Origin of the sequence: Pseudomonas sp. RG1 (genome assembly GCF_025910115.1) — a bacterium.
Taxonomy (GTDB): Bacteria; Pseudomonadota; Gammaproteobacteria; order Pseudomonadales; family Pseudomonadaceae; genus Aquipseudomonas; species Aquipseudomonas atacamensis.
In genome coordinates this window covers 35,090-52,036 of sequence record NZ_JAPCIK010000014.1, presented here as the reverse complement: position 1 = coordinate 52,036, position 16,947 = coordinate 35,090, and the positions used below count along the sequence as shown (strand labels likewise).

The 16,947-nt window shown below is 59.8% G+C and carries 17 protein-coding genes; all 17 read right to left on the bottom strand.

Annotated features, from left to right (window positions below):
* Window positions 1–5 precede the first annotated feature (5 nt).
* Window positions 6–335, bottom strand: a complete 330-nt coding sequence (gene fliE / locus OK411_RS08855) for a flagellar hook-basal body complex protein FliE (protein ID WP_016771081.1) — start codon at window positions 333–335, stop codon at window positions 6–8.
* A 128-nt stretch (window positions 336–463) separates the two neighbouring features.
* Window positions 464–1,846, bottom strand: coding sequence for a sigma-54-dependent transcriptional regulator (locus OK411_RS08850; protein WP_264364752.1), 1,383 nt, complete (start codon window positions 1,844–1,846; stop codon window positions 464–466).
* Between the two features lie 5 nt (window positions 1,847–1,851).
* Window positions 1,852–3,063, bottom strand: a complete 1,212-nt coding sequence (locus OK411_RS08845; protein ID WP_024012102.1) for a sensor histidine kinase — start codon at window positions 3,061–3,063, stop codon at window positions 1,852–1,854.
* 110 nt (window positions 3,064–3,173) lie between these two features.
* Window positions 3,174–4,649, bottom strand: coding sequence for a sigma-54 dependent transcriptional regulator (locus OK411_RS08840; protein WP_016771084.1), 1,476 nt, complete (start codon window positions 4,647–4,649; stop codon window positions 3,174–3,176).
* 172 nt (window positions 4,650–4,821) lie between these two features.
* Window positions 4,822–5,118: a hypothetical protein gene (locus OK411_RS08835; protein ID WP_016771085.1), complete on the bottom strand. Its 297-nt coding sequence runs from the start codon at window positions 5,116–5,118 to the stop codon at window positions 4,822–4,824.
* An 11-nt stretch (window positions 5,119–5,129) separates the two neighbouring features.
* The gene (gene fliS, locus OK411_RS08830) at window positions 5,130–5,528 is read right to left on the bottom strand and encodes a flagellar export chaperone FliS (RefSeq protein WP_024012101.1); all 399 of its coding nucleotides are present in this window, start codon (window positions 5,526–5,528) and stop codon (window positions 5,130–5,132) included.
* Between the two features lie 129 nt (window positions 5,529–5,657).
* Window positions 5,658–7,112: a flagellar filament capping protein FliD gene (gene fliD / locus OK411_RS08825; protein ID WP_024012100.1), complete on the bottom strand. Its 1,455-nt coding sequence runs from the start codon at window positions 7,110–7,112 to the stop codon at window positions 5,658–5,660.
* A gap of 82 nt (window positions 7,113–7,194) precedes the next feature.
* Window positions 7,195–7,551 (bottom strand): flagellar protein FlaG, encoded by a 357-nt coding sequence (locus OK411_RS08820; protein ID WP_150742462.1) that lies wholly within the window; start codon window positions 7,549–7,551, stop codon window positions 7,195–7,197.
* Between the two features lie 73 nt (window positions 7,552–7,624).
* A complete protein-coding gene (locus tag OK411_RS08815) occupies window positions 7,625–8,485 on the bottom strand; it encodes a flagellin domain-containing protein (protein ID WP_016771090.1) in 861 nt (286 codons plus the stop codon).
* 242 nt (window positions 8,486–8,727) lie between these two features.
* Complete coding sequence (locus OK411_RS08810) at window positions 8,728–8,994, bottom strand: hypothetical protein (protein ID WP_016771091.1); 267 nt, start codon at window positions 8,992–8,994, stop codon at window positions 8,728–8,730.
* A complete protein-coding gene (locus OK411_RS08805) occupies window positions 8,991–10,280 on the bottom strand; it encodes a motility associated factor glycosyltransferase family protein (protein WP_264364751.1) in 1,290 nt (429 codons plus the stop codon). Before OK411_RS08805 ends, OK411_RS08810 begins: the two co-directional genes overlap by 4 nt.
* A gap of 87 nt (window positions 10,281–10,367) precedes the next feature.
* The gene (locus OK411_RS08800; RefSeq protein ID WP_016771093.1) at window positions 10,368–11,294 is read right to left on the bottom strand and encodes a ketoacyl-ACP synthase III; all 927 of its coding nucleotides are present in this window, start codon (window positions 11,292–11,294) and stop codon (window positions 10,368–10,370) included.
* Between the two features lie 227 nt (window positions 11,295–11,521).
* On the bottom strand, window positions 11,522–12,574 hold the full coding sequence (gene pseI, locus OK411_RS08795; RefSeq protein ID WP_125917837.1) for a pseudaminic acid synthase: 1,053 nt from the start codon (window positions 12,572–12,574) through the stop codon (window positions 11,522–11,524).
* Complete coding sequence (gene pseG / locus OK411_RS08790; RefSeq protein WP_264364750.1) at window positions 12,567–14,072, bottom strand: UDP-2,4-diacetamido-2,4,6-trideoxy-beta-L-altropyranose hydrolase; 1,506 nt, start codon at window positions 14,070–14,072, stop codon at window positions 12,567–12,569. The genes pseI and pseG overlap by 8 nt, the downstream gene beginning before the upstream one ends.
* Entirely contained in the window at window positions 14,069–14,764 is a 696-nt protein-coding gene (gene pseF / locus OK411_RS08785) for a pseudaminic acid cytidylyltransferase (RefSeq protein WP_217879539.1), read from the bottom strand. The genes pseG and pseF overlap by 4 nt, the downstream gene beginning before the upstream one ends.
* A gap of 6 nt (window positions 14,765–14,770) precedes the next feature.
* Window positions 14,771–15,934, bottom strand: coding sequence for a UDP-4-amino-4,6-dideoxy-N-acetyl-beta-L-altrosamine transaminase (gene pseC, locus OK411_RS08780; RefSeq protein WP_264364749.1), 1,164 nt, complete (start codon window positions 15,932–15,934; stop codon window positions 14,771–14,773).
* Window positions 15,931–16,932: a UDP-N-acetylglucosamine 4,6-dehydratase (inverting) gene (gene pseB / locus OK411_RS08775; RefSeq protein WP_263218077.1), complete on the bottom strand. Its 1,002-nt coding sequence runs from the start codon at window positions 16,930–16,932 to the stop codon at window positions 15,931–15,933. The genes pseC and pseB overlap by 4 nt, the downstream gene beginning before the upstream one ends.
* Window positions 16,933–16,947: the final 15 nt, after the last annotated feature.

Genomic DNA, 16,947 nt, shown 5'->3' with positions numbered 1-16,947 from the left:
CGCCCTTAAACCGGCATCTGCATGATGTCTTGGTAAGCCTGGACCAGCTTGTTGCGCACCTGGGTCAGAGCCTGGAACGACACGCTGGCTTTTTGCGACGCAATCATGACGTCAGTCAGGTCGACACCGCTCTTGCCGATCTCGAACGCGTTGGCCAGTTGAGTCGACGCCTGCTGGGTATCGCTGACTTTATTGATCGCCTGACCGAGCATGTCGGAAAAGCTGCTGCCCGCGATTTCAGGGACAGCGGCAGTCGATTTACGCGCAGACATGGCATCCACTTTCATGGCCTGCATGTCCATCATCAACCGATTAAATTCAATACCTTGGCTCATGGTCTACTCTCTTGGGCGGCCCGCAATTTTTTGACACTCACTCGGCGGGTACACAGGTATTAGCAACAAGGGTGCCAGCTAGTGGGCACCCTTCTGAGAAAAGCATCTGGAATGTTTTGCAGCATCAATCAGGTGGCGAACAGATAGCCTTCGACGTCCATCCCGGCGTCGCGCATTTGCGCCAGTTTGTAGCGCAGAGTCCGCGGGCTGATGCCGAGCTTTTCGGCAGCTTCCTTGCGCCGGCCACGCTCGGCGCGCAGGGTGTCGATGATCATCTGAAACTCCCGGCGGCGCAGGTCATCGCCCAGGGCGCCGGAGGAGTCCGCCTCGATTTCCACCTCGCGAATCACCGGTGCCGCGATCGGAAGCGGCGCAAATGTCACCGCACCGCTCAGGCAAAAATCCTGCGGCTGAATCAAGCCGCCCTGCTGCAGGATCAGCGCGCGCTGAATAGCGTTGTCCAGTTCTCGTACATTGCCCGGCCACGGGTACGCGGTCAGACATGCTTGAGCTTCGGGGGACAGCTTCGCTGCTGCGTGCTTCATTTTATTGACGTGTTTGGCCAACAACTTTTCCGCCAGCGGCAGGATATCGGCAGTGCGTTCGCGAAGTGGACGCCAGGCCAGAGGGAAAACCGACAAGCGGTAGAACAGGTCTTCGCGGAAACGCCCCGCGGCCACTTCGCCGGCCAGATCGCGGTTGGTCGTGGCGACCACGCGAATATCCAGACTGATCGGCTTGCGCGCGCCCACTCGCTCCACTTCACGCTCTTGCAGAACGCGCAGCAGCTTCGCTTGCAGGCTCAAGGGCATTTCGGAAATTTCGTCGAGCAGAATGGTGCCGCCGTCCGCCTGCTCGAACTTGCCGGCCTGCGAAGCGATGGCGCCGGTGAACGAACCCTTCTCATGACCGAACAATGTCGCTTCGAGCATGTTGTCGGGGATCGCCGCGCAGTTGATTGCGATAAACGGCTGGCTCGCCCGTCGCGATTGCTGGTGAATGTAGCGCGCCAGCACTTCTTTACCGGTACCGGACTCGCCGGAGATCAACACAGTCGAATCACTGCGCGCGACCCGTGCCGCCAGCTCAAGCAACTGCGCACTGGCCGGTTCAACGGCGACCGGACCGTCCGCTTCGCCCGCGTCAATGCTGCCCAGCGCATGGCGCGCCACCAGATCGAGCAGCGCTTTGGGTTCGAACGGCTTGACCAGATAATCCGCCGCCCCTTGGCGCATCGCATCGACCGCACGCTCGACGGCGCCGTGGGCGGTCATCAGCAGCACCGGCAAGTGCGGCTGGCGCGCGCGCAGCAACGCGAGCAATTGGTGGCCGTCCATGCCCGGCATGTTGACGTCGCTGACCACCAGGCTGAAGGCTTGCTGCGCGACCGCCGTCAGTGCTTCTTCGGCGCTGCCGACGGCGTGATAGTCGTGGCCGGCGAGCAACAGCGTATCGGCCAGCGCTTCGCGCAACGAACGGTCATCCTCGACCAGCAACACCTTGATGCCCATGACGTTTATTCAACTCCCTGTGCAGCGGAAAACAGTGGCAGGCTGACCTGCGCGCAGGTGCCGCGCCCGACTCGCGAGCGCAGGGTCAATTCTCCCTGATGCGCACGGGCCACCGCTTTGACCACGGTCAGGCCGAGGCCGGTGCCGGTGACTTTGGTAGTAAAAAAAGGCTCGCCGAGGCGCGCCAAAACTGTCGGCTCAATGCCGCTGCCGCTGTCGCTGACACACAGACGCAGGGTGTTGCCTCTGGTGTAGCAATGCACTTTCAGGCGCGCTTCGCCGGCGCTGGCCTGAATGGCGTTTTCAATCAGATTCAGTAATGCCCCGACCAGTGTGTCGCGGTTGCACAGCAGCTCACCGGCATGGCTGTCGCACTGCCAGCGAATTGGCAGATCCTGCACATGGGTCAGCGCCGCTGCCTGCAGCGATTGCATCAAGGCATTGGGCGTAATGCGGTCGGTCAGCGGCAATTCACCGCGAGCGAACACCAGCATGTCGCGCACTTGATGTTCGAGTTCGTGCAGACGCTCTTTCAGGCGCCCCGCAAAGCGTTGCTGGGTTTCCACCGGCAATTGCTGTTCAGTCAAATGACTGGCGTAGAGCAAAGCGGCGGACAGCGGCGTGCGAATCTGGTGGGCCAGAGACGCAACCATGCGCCCCAGCGACGACAAACGCTCATGCCGTGCCAGTTGATCCTGAAGATGCCGGGTTTCGGTCAAGTCGTTGAGCAGCACCAACTGCCCCGGCTCGGCATCCAGCGAGCGGGTGGAAATCGACAGACGTCGACCGTTTTTCAAGGAGATTTCATGACCGTCGTCTTCACGGGGAGCGAAGCAGCGTGCGATCACATGGCGCCAGAGTTCGCCTTCGAGTGGCGAGCCGAGCAGATCGATGGCGGCCGGGTTGGCTTCGCGCACCAGACCGTGGCCGTCGATGACGATGACGCCGCCGGGCAACAGGTCGAGAAGGTTTTGCAGGCGATTGGCCAGGCGTTCTTTTTCCGCCAGTTCCTGCATGCGCTGGGCGCTGACCACGGCCAGCTCACCCTTGAGTTCGGTGACCCGCGCTTCGAGCAGGCTGTAGGAGTCGGTCAGCTGGCTCGACATCTGGTTGAACAGCTGAAAGGCCTGCTCAAGCCCCTGACGACTTGCCTGCTCTACGGACGAGGGTTGCCCCACGATATTGGAGGCAGAAGAGATCTGGGCGGCTTGGGGCATTGGGCTCTCTCGCTTGGCTGACCGTCAGTGAAACGGAACGTTGCGAGGGCTATAGCAATACCCGTGCCTAAAAAAAACCGCTTATAAATGAAGAGCTTGAAAAACAGGCGTCAATCATCCGCCTGTTCGTCTCCTCCAGCCCGGCTCATGCCGTACTTGCGCATCTTCTCGACCAGGGTGGTGCGACGGATGCGCAGACGTTCAGCGGCCCGTGCCACGATGCCATTGGCATCGTCCAGCGCTTGCTGAATCAGGCCTTGCTCCAGACCACCGAGGTAGTCCTTGAGATCGAGGCCTTCCGGCGGCAGCAGTGCACTGGCGCTGAAATCCGGCGTATGGCCGTTGATCGCCACGCGCTCTTCCAGATCGCTGCGCAGGCTGTCGACCATCTGCTCGTCTTCGTCGTCGACGTAGCGGAATTTCTTCGGCAACTCGACCACGCCGATCACGCCGTACGGGTGCATGATCGCCATGCGCTCGACCAGGTTGGCCAGCTCGCGGACGTTGCCCGGCCAGCCGTGACGGCACAGCGACATGATCGCCGCCGAGTTGAAACGGATCGAACCGCGCTTCTCGTGCTCCATGCGCGAGATCAGTTCGTTCATCAGCAGCGGGATGTCTTCGACGCGCTCACGCAGTGGCGCCATCTCGATCGGGAACACGTTCAGGCGATAGTAGAGGTCTTCGCGGAACGAGCCGATCTCGATCATGCTTTCGAGATTCTTGTGCGTTGCGGCAATGATGCGCACGTCGACGCTCTGGGTCTTGTTGCTGCCCACGCGTTCGAAGGTGCGCTCTTGCAATACGCGCAGCAGCTTGACCTGCATCGGCAGCGGCATATCGCCGATTTCGTCGAGGAACAGCGTGCCGCCGTTGGCCAGTTCAAAGCGCCCGGCACGGCTGGTGATCGCGCCAGTGAAAGCGCCCTTCTCGTGGCCGAACAGTTCGCTTTCGAGCAGCTCTGCAGGGATCGCCCCGCAGTTGACTGGTACAAACGGCGCGTCGCGGCGTTTGGAGTGATAGTGCAGGTTGCGCGCGACCACTTCCTTGCCGGTGCCGGACTCGCCGAGGATCAGCACGCTGGCGTCGGTGTCGGCCACTTGCTGCATCATCTGCCGGACGTGCTGAATCGCACGGCTGGTGCCGACGAGGCTGCGGAACAGATTGGGTTCGCGATGACGGCCGCGTTCGCGGGCCTGGTCGTACATTTCGCGATAGACCTGGGCGCGGTGCAGCGAATCGAGCAATTTGCTGTAGCTGGGCGGCATTTCCAGGGTCGACAGCACGCGGCGACGCTGGTCTTCAGGCAGGTCAACGGAAGAATTATCGCCCATTAACAAAACCGGAAGGAACTCATCCCAGGTTGCGAGTGTCTTTAGCAAGCCCAAAAGCGCGCCAGGAGCATTGACGGTCCCGATCAGTACGCAAATGACTTCACGACTAGACGACAAAGAGCCGACAGCCTGCTGCCAGTCATGGCTGCCGCAGGGTAAATTTTCTTCGCCAAGAAAATTCAGAATCACCGCCAGGTCGCGGCGGCGGACGCTATCGTCATCGATCAGCAGAATTTTGGTTTCACGCCACATGCAATAGCAACTTCCCTAGTCAACTCAATGCCCGAAAAATAAGGCAAGCGAGACGCTTGCAGGACACCATGTGCCTGTAGACGCCCTAAACCTGATAATAGCCACTAGTTAAGTCAAAAAACCGTGCACAGTCAAATTTATGGCGCACATCTCTGGTTTAACTGACGGTTAATCAACCAAACAGATGGTAAACCTTTGCAGCCTTTTGCGCTTGGGTGATCTGCGACATCTCGTTGGCTATCGCCTGCCGCTCGCCCATTGCCACCTCGAGAAGCTCTTTGTAGACAAATAGCAGCTCTTCAAGGTTATCGCGCAGCGCAACTTCGTCCAGCGAAGCTTCCGCCATGACGTCTTCCATGCAGGAACGGCAAGCCAGATCCAACTCGCCAATGGCTTCCCAGTTTCGCTCGGCCAATGCTCCGACCAACGCTTCACGGGTATCGGCTATTCGCTGCAATACAAGACTCATGGTGATCTCCTTCAGAACTGCGGAGCCGGCACAGGCGCGATGGCGTCCCAGCCTTCTTTTACCGTTGTCAGCAGACCGGCCACTTCATCAAGGACACGCGGATCACTGCTGATGTTGGCCTCGGCGAGGCGCTTCATCATGTAGATGTACAGGCCATCCAGATCGGCCAGTGCCTCGGCGTTGTTCTCAAGGTCGAGACCTTCACGCAGGCCACTGACAATGCCGATGGCCTTGCTGATCGCAGTGCATTTGGCGGGGATGTCCTTGCGCTCAATGGCGCCCTTGGCCTGAGCAATACGGGCCAGTCCACCTTCCATCAACATTTGCACCAGGCGGTGCGGGCTCGCTTCGGACGTCTGCGCATGGGCGCCGACTTTCTGGTACTGCCGAAGGGCTAACATCGGGTTCATGTTCTACCTCATTGCCACGTTGACTCGTATAACCAGTGTATCGCCAACCGGTCCGAAAACTTTAGATCAAAAGACAAAAACCCGGCGCACGCCGATAAAGCGTAGCCGGGTTTTTGTCGTTACTGACTGTTACTTCGCGGACTGCTGAGCGTTCAGCGAGCTGAAGAACGACGTGATGTTGCTCGCCGTTGCCTTCATCTGCCCTACCAGCAAGTCCATGGCGTTGTACTTGGCGGTCAACGTCTTGGTCAGGTTGGCGACACGCAAATCCAGCGCCAGCTGCTGGTTGGTTAGATTGCGCGTGTTGTTGTTCAGAATGGTCAGACGCTGATCGAGCAAACCGCTGGTAACCTTGCTACCCGCTGGAGCTTTGAGGTACGGATCAACCGCCGCCTTCATGCGCGCCAACAGACCGTTGGTATCGTCGGTCCCGGTGAACAGTTGCTGAACCTGGCCAGTCATGCCCGGCTGATCCATGGTTTTGTTGAACGCAGCGGTATCAAACGTCAGGTTACCGGTGTTGCGGTCGGTCATCACACCCAACTGCGACAACACCGCCAGCGGTCCGCCAGCGCCCACTGCCGTCAACTGCTCACGGATATCGGCAATCAACGAACGTGGCAGCGAGTCACCGGTGAAGGCTGCCTGCACAGTCAGTTTGCCGTCTGCGTCCGGCGTCGCCTTGGACAGCGTGTCAACGGTATTCTTTAGCGCATTGTAAGCGTCGACAAACGTCTGAATCGAAGTCTGCAACCCCTTGGTATTGGCATCGACGCTGATGACGGTCGGCGTGCCATTTAGCGGCGTTGCCGTGGTCAGATTCAAGGTCAGGCCACTGATCGCGCCGCTTACCGTGTTGCTCTTGCTGGTTACCGTCAGACCGTCGATGGTCAGCTCGGCATTTTGCGCAACGCCGTTGACCGCGCCCGAAGCACCGGCGGCCGGGCTGGTACCCATCAGCTGGGTACCATCGATTTCCAGACCGGCAATACCGCTAACGGTCAGATCGGAACCTGCGCCGGTCTTGCTTGAGCTGATAACGAGGCGCGAGGAACCGGAGCTGTCGGTGACGATGTTGGCGGAAATGCCGTTGGCGCCCTGAGCCTTGTTGATGGCGTCACGGGTGGTCTGCAAGGTGGCATTGGCGGGGATGTCGACGTTGTAATCAGTGCCATTCTGACTGATTTTCAGGGTACCACTCGGAATGGCACTGGCGGCGCCGCCGGCAAAGGAAGCACTGGCGATTTTCGAGCCCGTGGCCAGCTTGTTCACCACCACATTGTATTTGCCCGCAACCGCGGTGCTATCGGAGGTGGCACTGAGAATATCGGTATTGCCCGACGTCGCCGCAAAGCCGGCAAACGCAGGGTTGGTCTTGCTGCTCAGGTTGGTCATCGCCGTCTGGAATGCGGTCAGCGCACTCTTCAACGAACCGACACCGGAGATCTTCAGGCTATTGGTCTTGGTAGCAGTATCGATCTGCGTCTGCTTGGCAGACTTGTCGGCGTTGACCAGCGCGGTCACGATCGCGCCGATGTCCAGGCCGGAACCCAGTCCGGAACCCGGTAGAATTGGACTTGCCATGTGCATCTCCCTTCAGATTGTTGCCATTCTTTTGACCGTTACACGCGTCCTGAGAATGGGCAAACACTATTCATGCCAGCTATCAGACTTTGGCGTCGAACAACACGTGGCTTGCATTGGCCAGGCTGTCTGCGAGCTTAAGGGCTTCGGCGGAGGGAATCTGTCGAACGACCTCACCCGTCTCGCTTGCGATCACCTTGACGATGACCTTGCCGGAATGCTCGTCGATCGAGAACTCCAGATTACGCTTGATCGACTGTACGAACTTTTCTATCTCTTGCACCGCCAGTTTCAACTTGGCGTCGTCCGTATCCTGTCTCTTGGCAGCGACCGGCGCTTCAGTCTTGGCAACTTCAGGCGTTGCTGACGGCTTGTCAGCGACCGGCGTTACTGGCTTGGGAGCCGGATAAGACACGTTAAGCTTTACGCTCATGTCCATGCCCATCACCTCTTAACGTAAAAAAGCGAGAGAGCACGACAAGCGCACTCCCCCGCTTAAACTCATTCCGAAATTACTGAAGCAGCTTCAGTACAGCGGAAGGCAGTTGGTTGGCTTGAGCCAGTACGGAGGTCGAAGCTTGCTGCAGAGTCTGCTGCTTGGTCAGGTTAGCAGTTTCTGCGGCGAAGTCGGTGTCCTGTACACGACCCTGAGCAGCGGTGGTGTTTTCAGTGATGTTCTGCAGGTTGGAGATGGTGCTGGTCAGACGGTTTTGCGAAGCACCCAGGCTGGCACGGGTTGCACCGATTGCAGCGATAGCGGCGTCGATTGCAGTGATCGCGTTGTCGATGTTCTGCGAAGCAGAACCAGCACCAGTACCCGAAGTACCGGTCAGAACTACAGTACCGCTACCTACCGACAGGCTGACGGCGTCGAACTTGGAGCTCAGTACCAGGTCGATGTGGTTAGCCGAACCGGTGTTTGCGCCAACTTGCAGGGTCACAGTACCAGCCGAACCGTCCAGCAGGTTTTTGCCGTTCAGGTTGGTAGCAGCCGAGATACGGGTGATTTCGTCAGACATCTGAGCGAATTCAGCGTTGGTAGCGGTCTGGTCAGCGGTGCCGTTGGTACCGTTACGAGCTTTAACAGCCAGTTCACGCATACGCTGCAGGATGTCGGTCGAAGCTTGCAGAGCGCCTTCAGCGGTCTGGGCAACGGAGATACCGTCGTTGGCGTTCTGGATGGCCTGGGTGTTACCGCGGATCTGCGAGGACATACGGTTGGAGATCTGCAGGCCAGCGGCGTCGTCTTTGGCGCTGTTGATTTTCAGGCCGGAAGACAGGCGCTGCATCGAGGTGGACAGAGCGTCGGAAGCGCGGTTCAGGTTTTTCTGAACGTTCAACGATGTGGTGTTGGTGTTTACTGTTAAAGCCATGACGAATTCCTCGTTGGTTGGGTACTGCGGCTTCCGGCCCTGGCAACCGCCGGGTATGGCCTAGAGAACCTTCGTAATAGTTATCGTCGGGATTGCAGGTTGCTTGAGGGCTTTTTGAAAAAATTTTGCCATCACCACGCCACCCCCAAGAAAACAAAGACTTAGCAGCACATCCAGCGCGAAAAAATGACGTCATAAAACCGCCTGTAACGCAAAGCCGCGGGCCAGCGCTGCGCAGCGGTTCAGCGCCTGGCACTTTCCAGCAATTCGACCAGTTCGTATTCCATATAGTCAGCCAGGCCCAACCAGTCCTGGCGCTCCTGACAGTCGAGCATTTGCGTGAGCACCTGTGCCCACGCCTGCTGGATATCCACCGAGGCGGACGCCAGACATTGCTGGGCCTGTTCGAATACATCGACCATCGTCAGTGCCGCCTCAACGTCACGCCCAAGGCGAAACAACGCCGCACACTGACGACACTGATCCTGACACTGACCCAGCGCACTCATTGCACGAACTCCGGATTGAAAGCGGTCCCGGCAATCAATGCACCGGCGCGGCTGCTGTTGAGAAATTCGACCTTTGGATGCGCAGCGATATAACGCTCGAGCACACACAGATAACCGCGAAAGTTCAGCTGAGTGCTGACGCGCTGACCGTGGCCATCGCGCACCCAGTGCCGCGCCTGGGCCAGCGGCGGGCCCAGATCGCCGTCGTCCCAACCGGCGTGGGTCTTGTTCATCGGGAAAGCGAAGTCAGCGCCAAACAGAGTGATTCGCTCGGAGCCCATCTTCACCGCGAGATCCACCGCCGGATGGATCACGCTGCCGCCGACGTGCAGCTCACCGCGTGGATACTGTTCTCGCAGGTCGCTGTAGATCGGGCTGGCCGAATAGCCGCCATAACGCTTGCCCTTCCATGCCTTCAATACTTGCGGATCGCTCATCGGCAGGTACACCAGGGTAATGCCGTCAGACGTCTCGCACGGCAGATGCCGAAAGCCGATGAGCTGATCGATACTCACCACCAGATCAGGCACGATGCCATGTTCGCGCAACGGCCGATAGGCTGTATCAACGCAGATGAACAACGGCCGCTCGGCAAGCTGACGGATCGCCGCCAGACGTTCGAAATGCTGCTCCAGTGTCGGCCCGGTGGCGATCACGTAGATTTCACGTCCAGCGCAACTGCCGACCAGCTGCGCGACATCGTCATCGCCAAGCAACACCGGCAGACATTCCTGCAAGCGTTGCTGGATTTCTGGCGACTGCGGATCGAAATCGCGATTGTTGAACGTCAGGTGCACTTCATTGATCAGCCGGTCGCGGACCTTTGCATTGAAGTCATCGGCCAGCAGCATCTCGGCCGGCAAGGCAAAGAATGGCGTGAAGAAGTCAGGGTGATCACCGGCGTAAAACAGTTCGACCCGAGGATCCTGCAGCCACTGGCGCTGATCGAGCAGTTGCAGTACCAGCGCGAACAGCGCGCCGTTGAGGATGTGCACGTACAGTTTTTCCAGGTCTGCGCGATCGAGCAGCACGCCGGGCAAGTCGCCCAGGCCGGCGCCATAGACATGCAGATGCGGTTTTGCCGGCAGGCTTGCCGCCTGAACCTGCGCCTCGTGCAGACGATCATGGCGACTGGTCAACTGAATGCCGTCAACGCTCAGCGTCGAGCCAAGCCCTTGCACGAGTTCGGCCTGCACGGACGCGCTGTCTTCAGCCATCAATCGCTCGAACAGCGCCGGCCAGCGCCGTTGCAACACCTCGGCATTGGCTTGGAAAAACTCGCTCATGGCGCCTCGCGCTCCTTCTCGGGCAAAAAAATAGCGTTCAAGGTTAACCTTGAACGCTATTTTTGTATCAGTGCTTTTTGCTCGGGCTTACGGGCGATAAATGATCGCCGAGCCCCATGACAGGCCCACGCCAAAACCGCTCAGCGCAACGCGCTGCCAGTCGGAATCAAGCACATGTTTTTCCAGCAGCAGCGGAATGCTCGACGACACGGTGTTGCCGGTTTCGACCATGTCCTTGATGAACTTCTCCGGTTCGCCTTCGAAGCGTCGCGCCACGGCGTCGACAATCGCCGCGCTGCCCTGGTGAATGCAGAATGCGTCGATGTCATCGGCCTTGAGATTGGAATCGTCGAGCAACTCGTGCAGGTGCGCCGGGACTTTCAGCAGAGCGAAGTTGAAGACCTGACGACCGTTCATGAAGAACACGCCGTTGCTGACTTTCAAGTGCGGTGCGCCGGAACCGTCGGTGCCGAACTTGGCCTTGCCCAGCGCCCAGGTCGGGTTTTCGCCCATCCACGTAGCGGTGGCGGCATCGCCAAACAGCATGGTGGTGTTGCGGTCTTCCGGGTCAACGATTTTCGAATATGGGTCAGCAGTAATCAGCAGGCCGTTCTTCAGGCCGGCGGCTTCCATGAAGCCCTTGATCGCGTAGATGCCGTAGACGTAACCGGAGCAGCCCAACGAGATATCGAACGCTGCGACATTGGTCGGCAGGCCGAGTTTGTCCTGGACGATTGCTGCGGTGTGCGGCAGGCCTTCTTCATCACCGTTCTGAGTGACGACAATCAACGCGTCGATCGATTCACGCTTCAGTTCAGGGTTGCTGGCAAACAGCGCATTGGCCGCTTCCACGCACAGATCGGAAGTTTCCTGCTCAGCGTCTTTGCGCGGCAGGAACGCCGAACCGATCTTGCCAAGGATGAACTCTTCATCCTTTTCGAATTTTGCACCTTGTGCGTAATTGTCCACGCCGGCTACAGGAACGTAGCTCGCAATGCTTTTTATGCCAATCATTACGGCTTCCCAATAAAAAACAGCCCAAAACCACCGCTCGCAAGGATTCGAGGGGCGCCGACAAACAGAAAACGGCCGCCACAACGGGCAGCCACGGGAAGCGCAAAGGGCTATCACTGGAACCGCAAAACGGGCCAGGCGCCATCTCCCCGGTCAATACAATACAGTGAAGATGCGCGTTATGACTCGCAGGTCACGCTATTTTGCCGAATCGATGGCAGATTGGCCTATTCGACCAGCGACCAGTCCAGCGGCGTACCGCGCTTGATCGCGGTGCGCGCACGGCGTCCGAGGACGGCTTCGGTGTGCTTGGGCGGCAGACCGAGACCGGGACGAATGGCGCGCAGATTGTCGCCAGTAAAGGCTTCACCGGCGGCCATGTCAGCGGTGACATACAGCGAGCGGCGATAGACCAGCGACTTGCGCTCGGCCTCGGTCGGACCGTACTGAACATGCCCCATGGCCTGCCAGGCACGCTCGGTTTCGACGACCAGACTGGCCAGCTCCGCAGGCTCCAGGGAGAAACTCGCGTCCACGCCACCGGCCGAACGATCAAGGGTGAAGTGTTTCTCCACCACCGTCGCCCCCAGCGCCACCGCTGCCACCGACACGCCAACGCCCATCGAATGATCTGACAGCCCGACCTCGCAACCAAACAACTCACGCAGATGCGGGATCGTGCGCACATTGCTGTTGAGTGGCGTGGCCGGATAAGTGCTGGTGCACTTGAGCAACACCAGATTCTTGCACCCGGCCTCGCGTGCGGCACGCACGGTTTCATCCAGCTCAGCAATACTCGCCATGCCGGTGGAGATGATCAGTGGTTTGCCGGTCGCTGCCACTCGACGGATCAACGGCAGATCGGTGTTTTCAAAACTGGCAATCTTGTACGCTGGCACTTCAAGGCTTTCGAGAAAATCCACCGCGCTGTCATCGAACGGCGTCGAGAACGCGAGCATCCCCAACTCCTTGGCCCGAGCAAAAATCGGCGCGTGCCACTCCCACGGTGTGTGAGCTTTTTCGTAGAGATCGTAGAGCGACGTGCCGGCCCACAGACTGCCCGGATCCTTGATGAAGAATTCACCTTCAGCCAGATCCAGGGTCATGGTTTCGGCGGTGTAGGTTTGCAGCTTCAAGGCATGCGCCCCGGCCTTGGCCGCCGCCTCGACGATTTGCAGAGCGACGTCGAGGGACTGGTTATGGTTGCCGCTCATCTCAGCAATGATGAACGGCGGCGCATCGGCACCGATGGTGTGCTGGCCAATCTTGAAACTAGACATGCGGGTGATCCTTCAAAACACGGCTGAACGCGCAGGTCTCTTGAGTGAACCCGGCGTCGCGAAAAACTTTCAATGAGGACTGATTGGCCGGCATGACCCGGGCAGTGATGCGTGTCAGTTGCGGCCAGTGCGCAGCGACAAACGCTTCGCCACGGCTGAGCACTGCCCTGCCCCAACCGAGGCCGAAACGCCCTTCCAGCAGATAGATCGACACTTCGGCTTCGAACCCGCGCAAGTCGTAACGCAGCACCCCGACCGGGCCGTCGTCCGCCTCGGCGATCAACAGCAACCGTTGCGGATTGCGCAGGGTCGCTGTCAGCCAGTTCAGATGCTGAGTCCAATCGATCACACCGGTTTCCAGCGACCAGCGCCGTACCGCTTCAGCATTGCGCCCATCGAACAGCAACTGCGCATCGTCCAGCGTCGCCGGGCGCAGTTTCAGCACCGCGCCGGCCAGCGCCGCCGCGACGCGTGCGGCACCGCGCCCGTCGACCAGTTGCCGCGAGCGCTCGGCGAGGCTGCGGCGTAGAAAATGATTGTTCACGACGAAGCCGACCGCATCACGCAACTGCTCGACGCTGACCTGCTCGCGAGCACCCATGAACACATGCACACCGGCAGCGGCCATGACTTCGCCGTTGGCCTGTTGATTGTTTGCCACTGCGATGCATATGGTCGGCAAGCCCAACGCCGCGCGCTCCCAACTGGTGCCACCGCCAGCGCCGATAAACAGGTCGGCGTCAGTCATGCGCTGATGGAAATCACTGACGAAACTGTGCAGGCGCCAGTTCGGTCGCGTCTCGGCCAACGCTTGCATCTGCGTCCACGCCGGGTTGTCGGCGCCAGCGACGAAATCCACCTGCAACTCAGTGAAATCAGCCAGCGCCAGCATCGCGTGATGAGTCTGCCTCGCCGCGTCGAAACCGCCGAAATTCACCAGCACGCGTTGGGCCTTCGGTTTGATCTCGATGGCCTCGCAGTTGAATTCTTCGCGCAGCATGGCGTAGCGCGGGCCGAGCAAGGTGCGACAGCCTGGCGGCAGCAGCGGCGCGTAGTTTTCACTCAAGCCAGAGAGGTTCTGATTGAGAAGCAGATCGACGCTGTAGCGCCGCGTGGCAAGATCATCCACGGCGGCGATTCGATGCGCCCAGCGCCGGGCGGCAGTTTGCCAGTGATGATCGAGGCCGTAATGGTCAACGATGATCCAGTCGAACGGTGCCTTCCCGTCCAGCAGCAGGCCCAGTGCATCAATGTCGAACTGCCACGGCAACATCGATTCGATGGCCTGCAGCGGGTCTTCATCACGATAGCGCTCGGGCAGCGCGAAGGTCTCGAAGCCTTCGGCATTCAAGGTATCCAGTCGATGCCCGGGCAAACGCCGACAGGCAAATGCGACATGACTGCCCTGCTGTTTCAGCACCCGCGCCAGCGTCAGGCAACGGGCGATGTGGCCGCTGCCAATGGTTGGCGAGGCGTCGGCGCGGATCAGCACCCTCATCGCAGTTCTCCGCCGGCCTTGAGCGCGGCGTACAGGTATTCGGCGCGTTTCCAGTCCTCGGGGGTGTCGATGTCCTGGACCAGATGACGCGGCAGGATCACCGGCAGGCTGGTTGGCGAGAACAGCGTCTCGCCGCGCAACCACGCTTCGCTGCGGCCCCAGTAAAATTGCCCGGCATCCTGAAACGCTTCGGGCAGATCCTGCGAACGGGTGGTGCGATATTCCGGATAAAGCGACATCAAGGCGCCCTCCTCGTCGAGGGTCAGTGCGCGCTGCACCGGGAAACCGAAGCCGCACACCGAAAAGGCAAACGACTTGTGCGGATGCTGCTTGAGCAAATCCAGACCCTGACGCAGATAACGCGCCTGCAACAACGGCGCGGTCGAGTACACGCAGCAGGCGTAATCGAACGTCGGCAATTGCTGCAAGGCATGCACGATCACCGCAGCGGTACCGGTGAAATCATCGGCCAGATCGGCCGGTCGCATGAACGGCACTTCAGCGCCATGTGCTAGTGCGACGTCGGCGATTTCGTCATCGTCGGTGCTGACCACAACGCTCTCGAACAGCCCTGACTCCAGCGCCGTGCGAATCGAGCGGACGATCATCGGTACGCCGTCGAACGGTTTGAGACTCTTGCGCGGGATGCGCTTGCTGCCACCACGGGCGGGGATGATCGCGACGCAGCTCACGGTGCCTTACTCCTCCAGTAGCAGCCGACGCAGTTGCTCGACCACCTGATCCTGTTGTGCTTCGCTGAGCAAAGGGAACAGCGGCAAGCTGATCGCCTCGGCATAATAACGTTCAGACTCGGGGAAATCGCCCTCGGCAAAACCCAGCTCGCGATAGTACGGCTGCAGATGCACCGGAATATAGTGCAGATTCACGCCGATACCGGCTGCGCGCAAACCTTCAAACACCTGACGATGACTGAGGTTGCAGCGCTCGGCCTGCACGCGCACCACGTACAGATGCCACGTTGATTCGGCCTCGGGCTGCGCGCTCGGCAAAGTCAGCGGCAGGTAGGCGAGCAACTGGTCGTAACGCGCCGCCAATTCGCGGCGACGCGCGACAAACTCATCCAGTTTGCCTAGTTGCGACAGGCCCAGCGCCGCTTGCAGATCGGTGATCCGGTAATTGAAACCCAGCTCGATCTGCTGGTAATACCACGCCCCGTGGCTCGGCTCGGTCATGTGCTCGGGATCGCGGGTCATGCCGTGGCTGCGCAGGCGTCGCAGACGTTCGGCCAGCACCGGGCGATTGGTCAGGACCATGCCGCCTTCGGCGCTGGTGATGATTTTCACCGGGTGAAAACTGAACACCGTCATCGCCGCAAATTCGCCGCAACCGACCGGGCGCCCGGCGTAGCTCGCGCCCACCGCGTGCGAGGCGTCTTCGATCACGGTGAAGTGGTAGCGCTCCGCCAGTTCGGCGATGCGCCGCATATCGCAGCTCTGCCCGGAGAACGCGACGGCGACGAGGACTTTCGGCAGCGTGCCGTCGCGCTCGGCCTGTTCCAGCTTCGCGGCCAGCGCCACCGCGTCGAGGTTCCAGGTCAGCGGATCGATGTCGACGAAATCAACATCAGCGCCGCAATAACGCCCGCAATTGGCCGAAGCCAGAAACGTATTCGGCGAGGTCCACAAGCGATCGCCCGGCCCCAGGTCAGCGGCCAGACAGGCGATGTGCAGCGCCGCCGTGGCGTTGCACACCGCCACGGCGAAATCGGCCTGACAGCGTTCGGCCATGGCCTGCTCGAAGCGTTCGATGGTCGGCCCTTGGGTCAGCCAGTCCGATTGCATGACTTCGACCACCGCGTCGATGTCCGCCTGATCAAGGCTCTGCCGACAGTAAGGGATCATACCGACAGCTTCGCGTGCAGATCGGCGATCTGCCCCACTGAAAGGAAATGCGGGTTGGTGTCCGAGCGATACTCGAAATCCTCGTCCACGGCACGGCCACGTTCACCGAGTTTATCGACGGCGAAATCGACGTCGACGCTGGTAAAACGAATCGACGGCTGAATCGTGTAATGGTCGTCAAACTCAAGGGTCATGCGCGCATCGTCCAGCGGCACCATCAGTTCGTGCAGCTTCTCACCGGGACGAATGCCGACGTTCTTGTGCGGCAGATGCTCGGCCATGCCGCGCGCCAGATCGACGATGCGGATCGACGGAATCTTCGGCACGAACACTTCACCGCCGTGCATGCGGGCGAAGCTGTCGAGGACGAACTGCACGCCGTGGTCGAGAGTGATCCAGAACCGCGTCATGCGCTCGTCGGTGATCGGCAATTCTTGCGCACCGTCTGCAATCAGCTTGCTGAAAAACGGCACTACAGAGCCGCGCGAACCGGCGACGTTGCCGTAGCGCACCACGGCGAAACGGGTCTGCTGCTCGCCAGCAATGTTGTTGGCGGCGACGAACAATTTGTCCGAAAGCAACTTGGTCGCGCCGTACAGATTGATCGGGCTGGCCGCCTTGTCGGTGGACAGCGCGACGACTTTTTTCACACCGTTATCGATGGCGGCCGCGATGATGTTTTCCGCGCCGTTGACGTTGGTGCGAATGCATTCGGTCGGGTTGTACTCCGCCGCCGGCACCTGCTTCAACGCGGCGGCATGCACGACGTAATCGATGCCGCGCATCGCCTGACGCAAGCGCTCGGCATCGCGCACATCACCGATGAAATAACGCATGCACGGTGCATTGAAGGTCTGCTGCATTTCGTATTGCTTGAGCTCGTCGCGGGAGAACACCACCACGCGCTTGGGCTGGTATTGCTCGAGCAAGCGACGGATGAAGTTGCGCCCGAACGAGCCGGTGCCGCCGGAGATGAAGATCGATTTACCGTTGAACATTTTGTCAATTCCGTC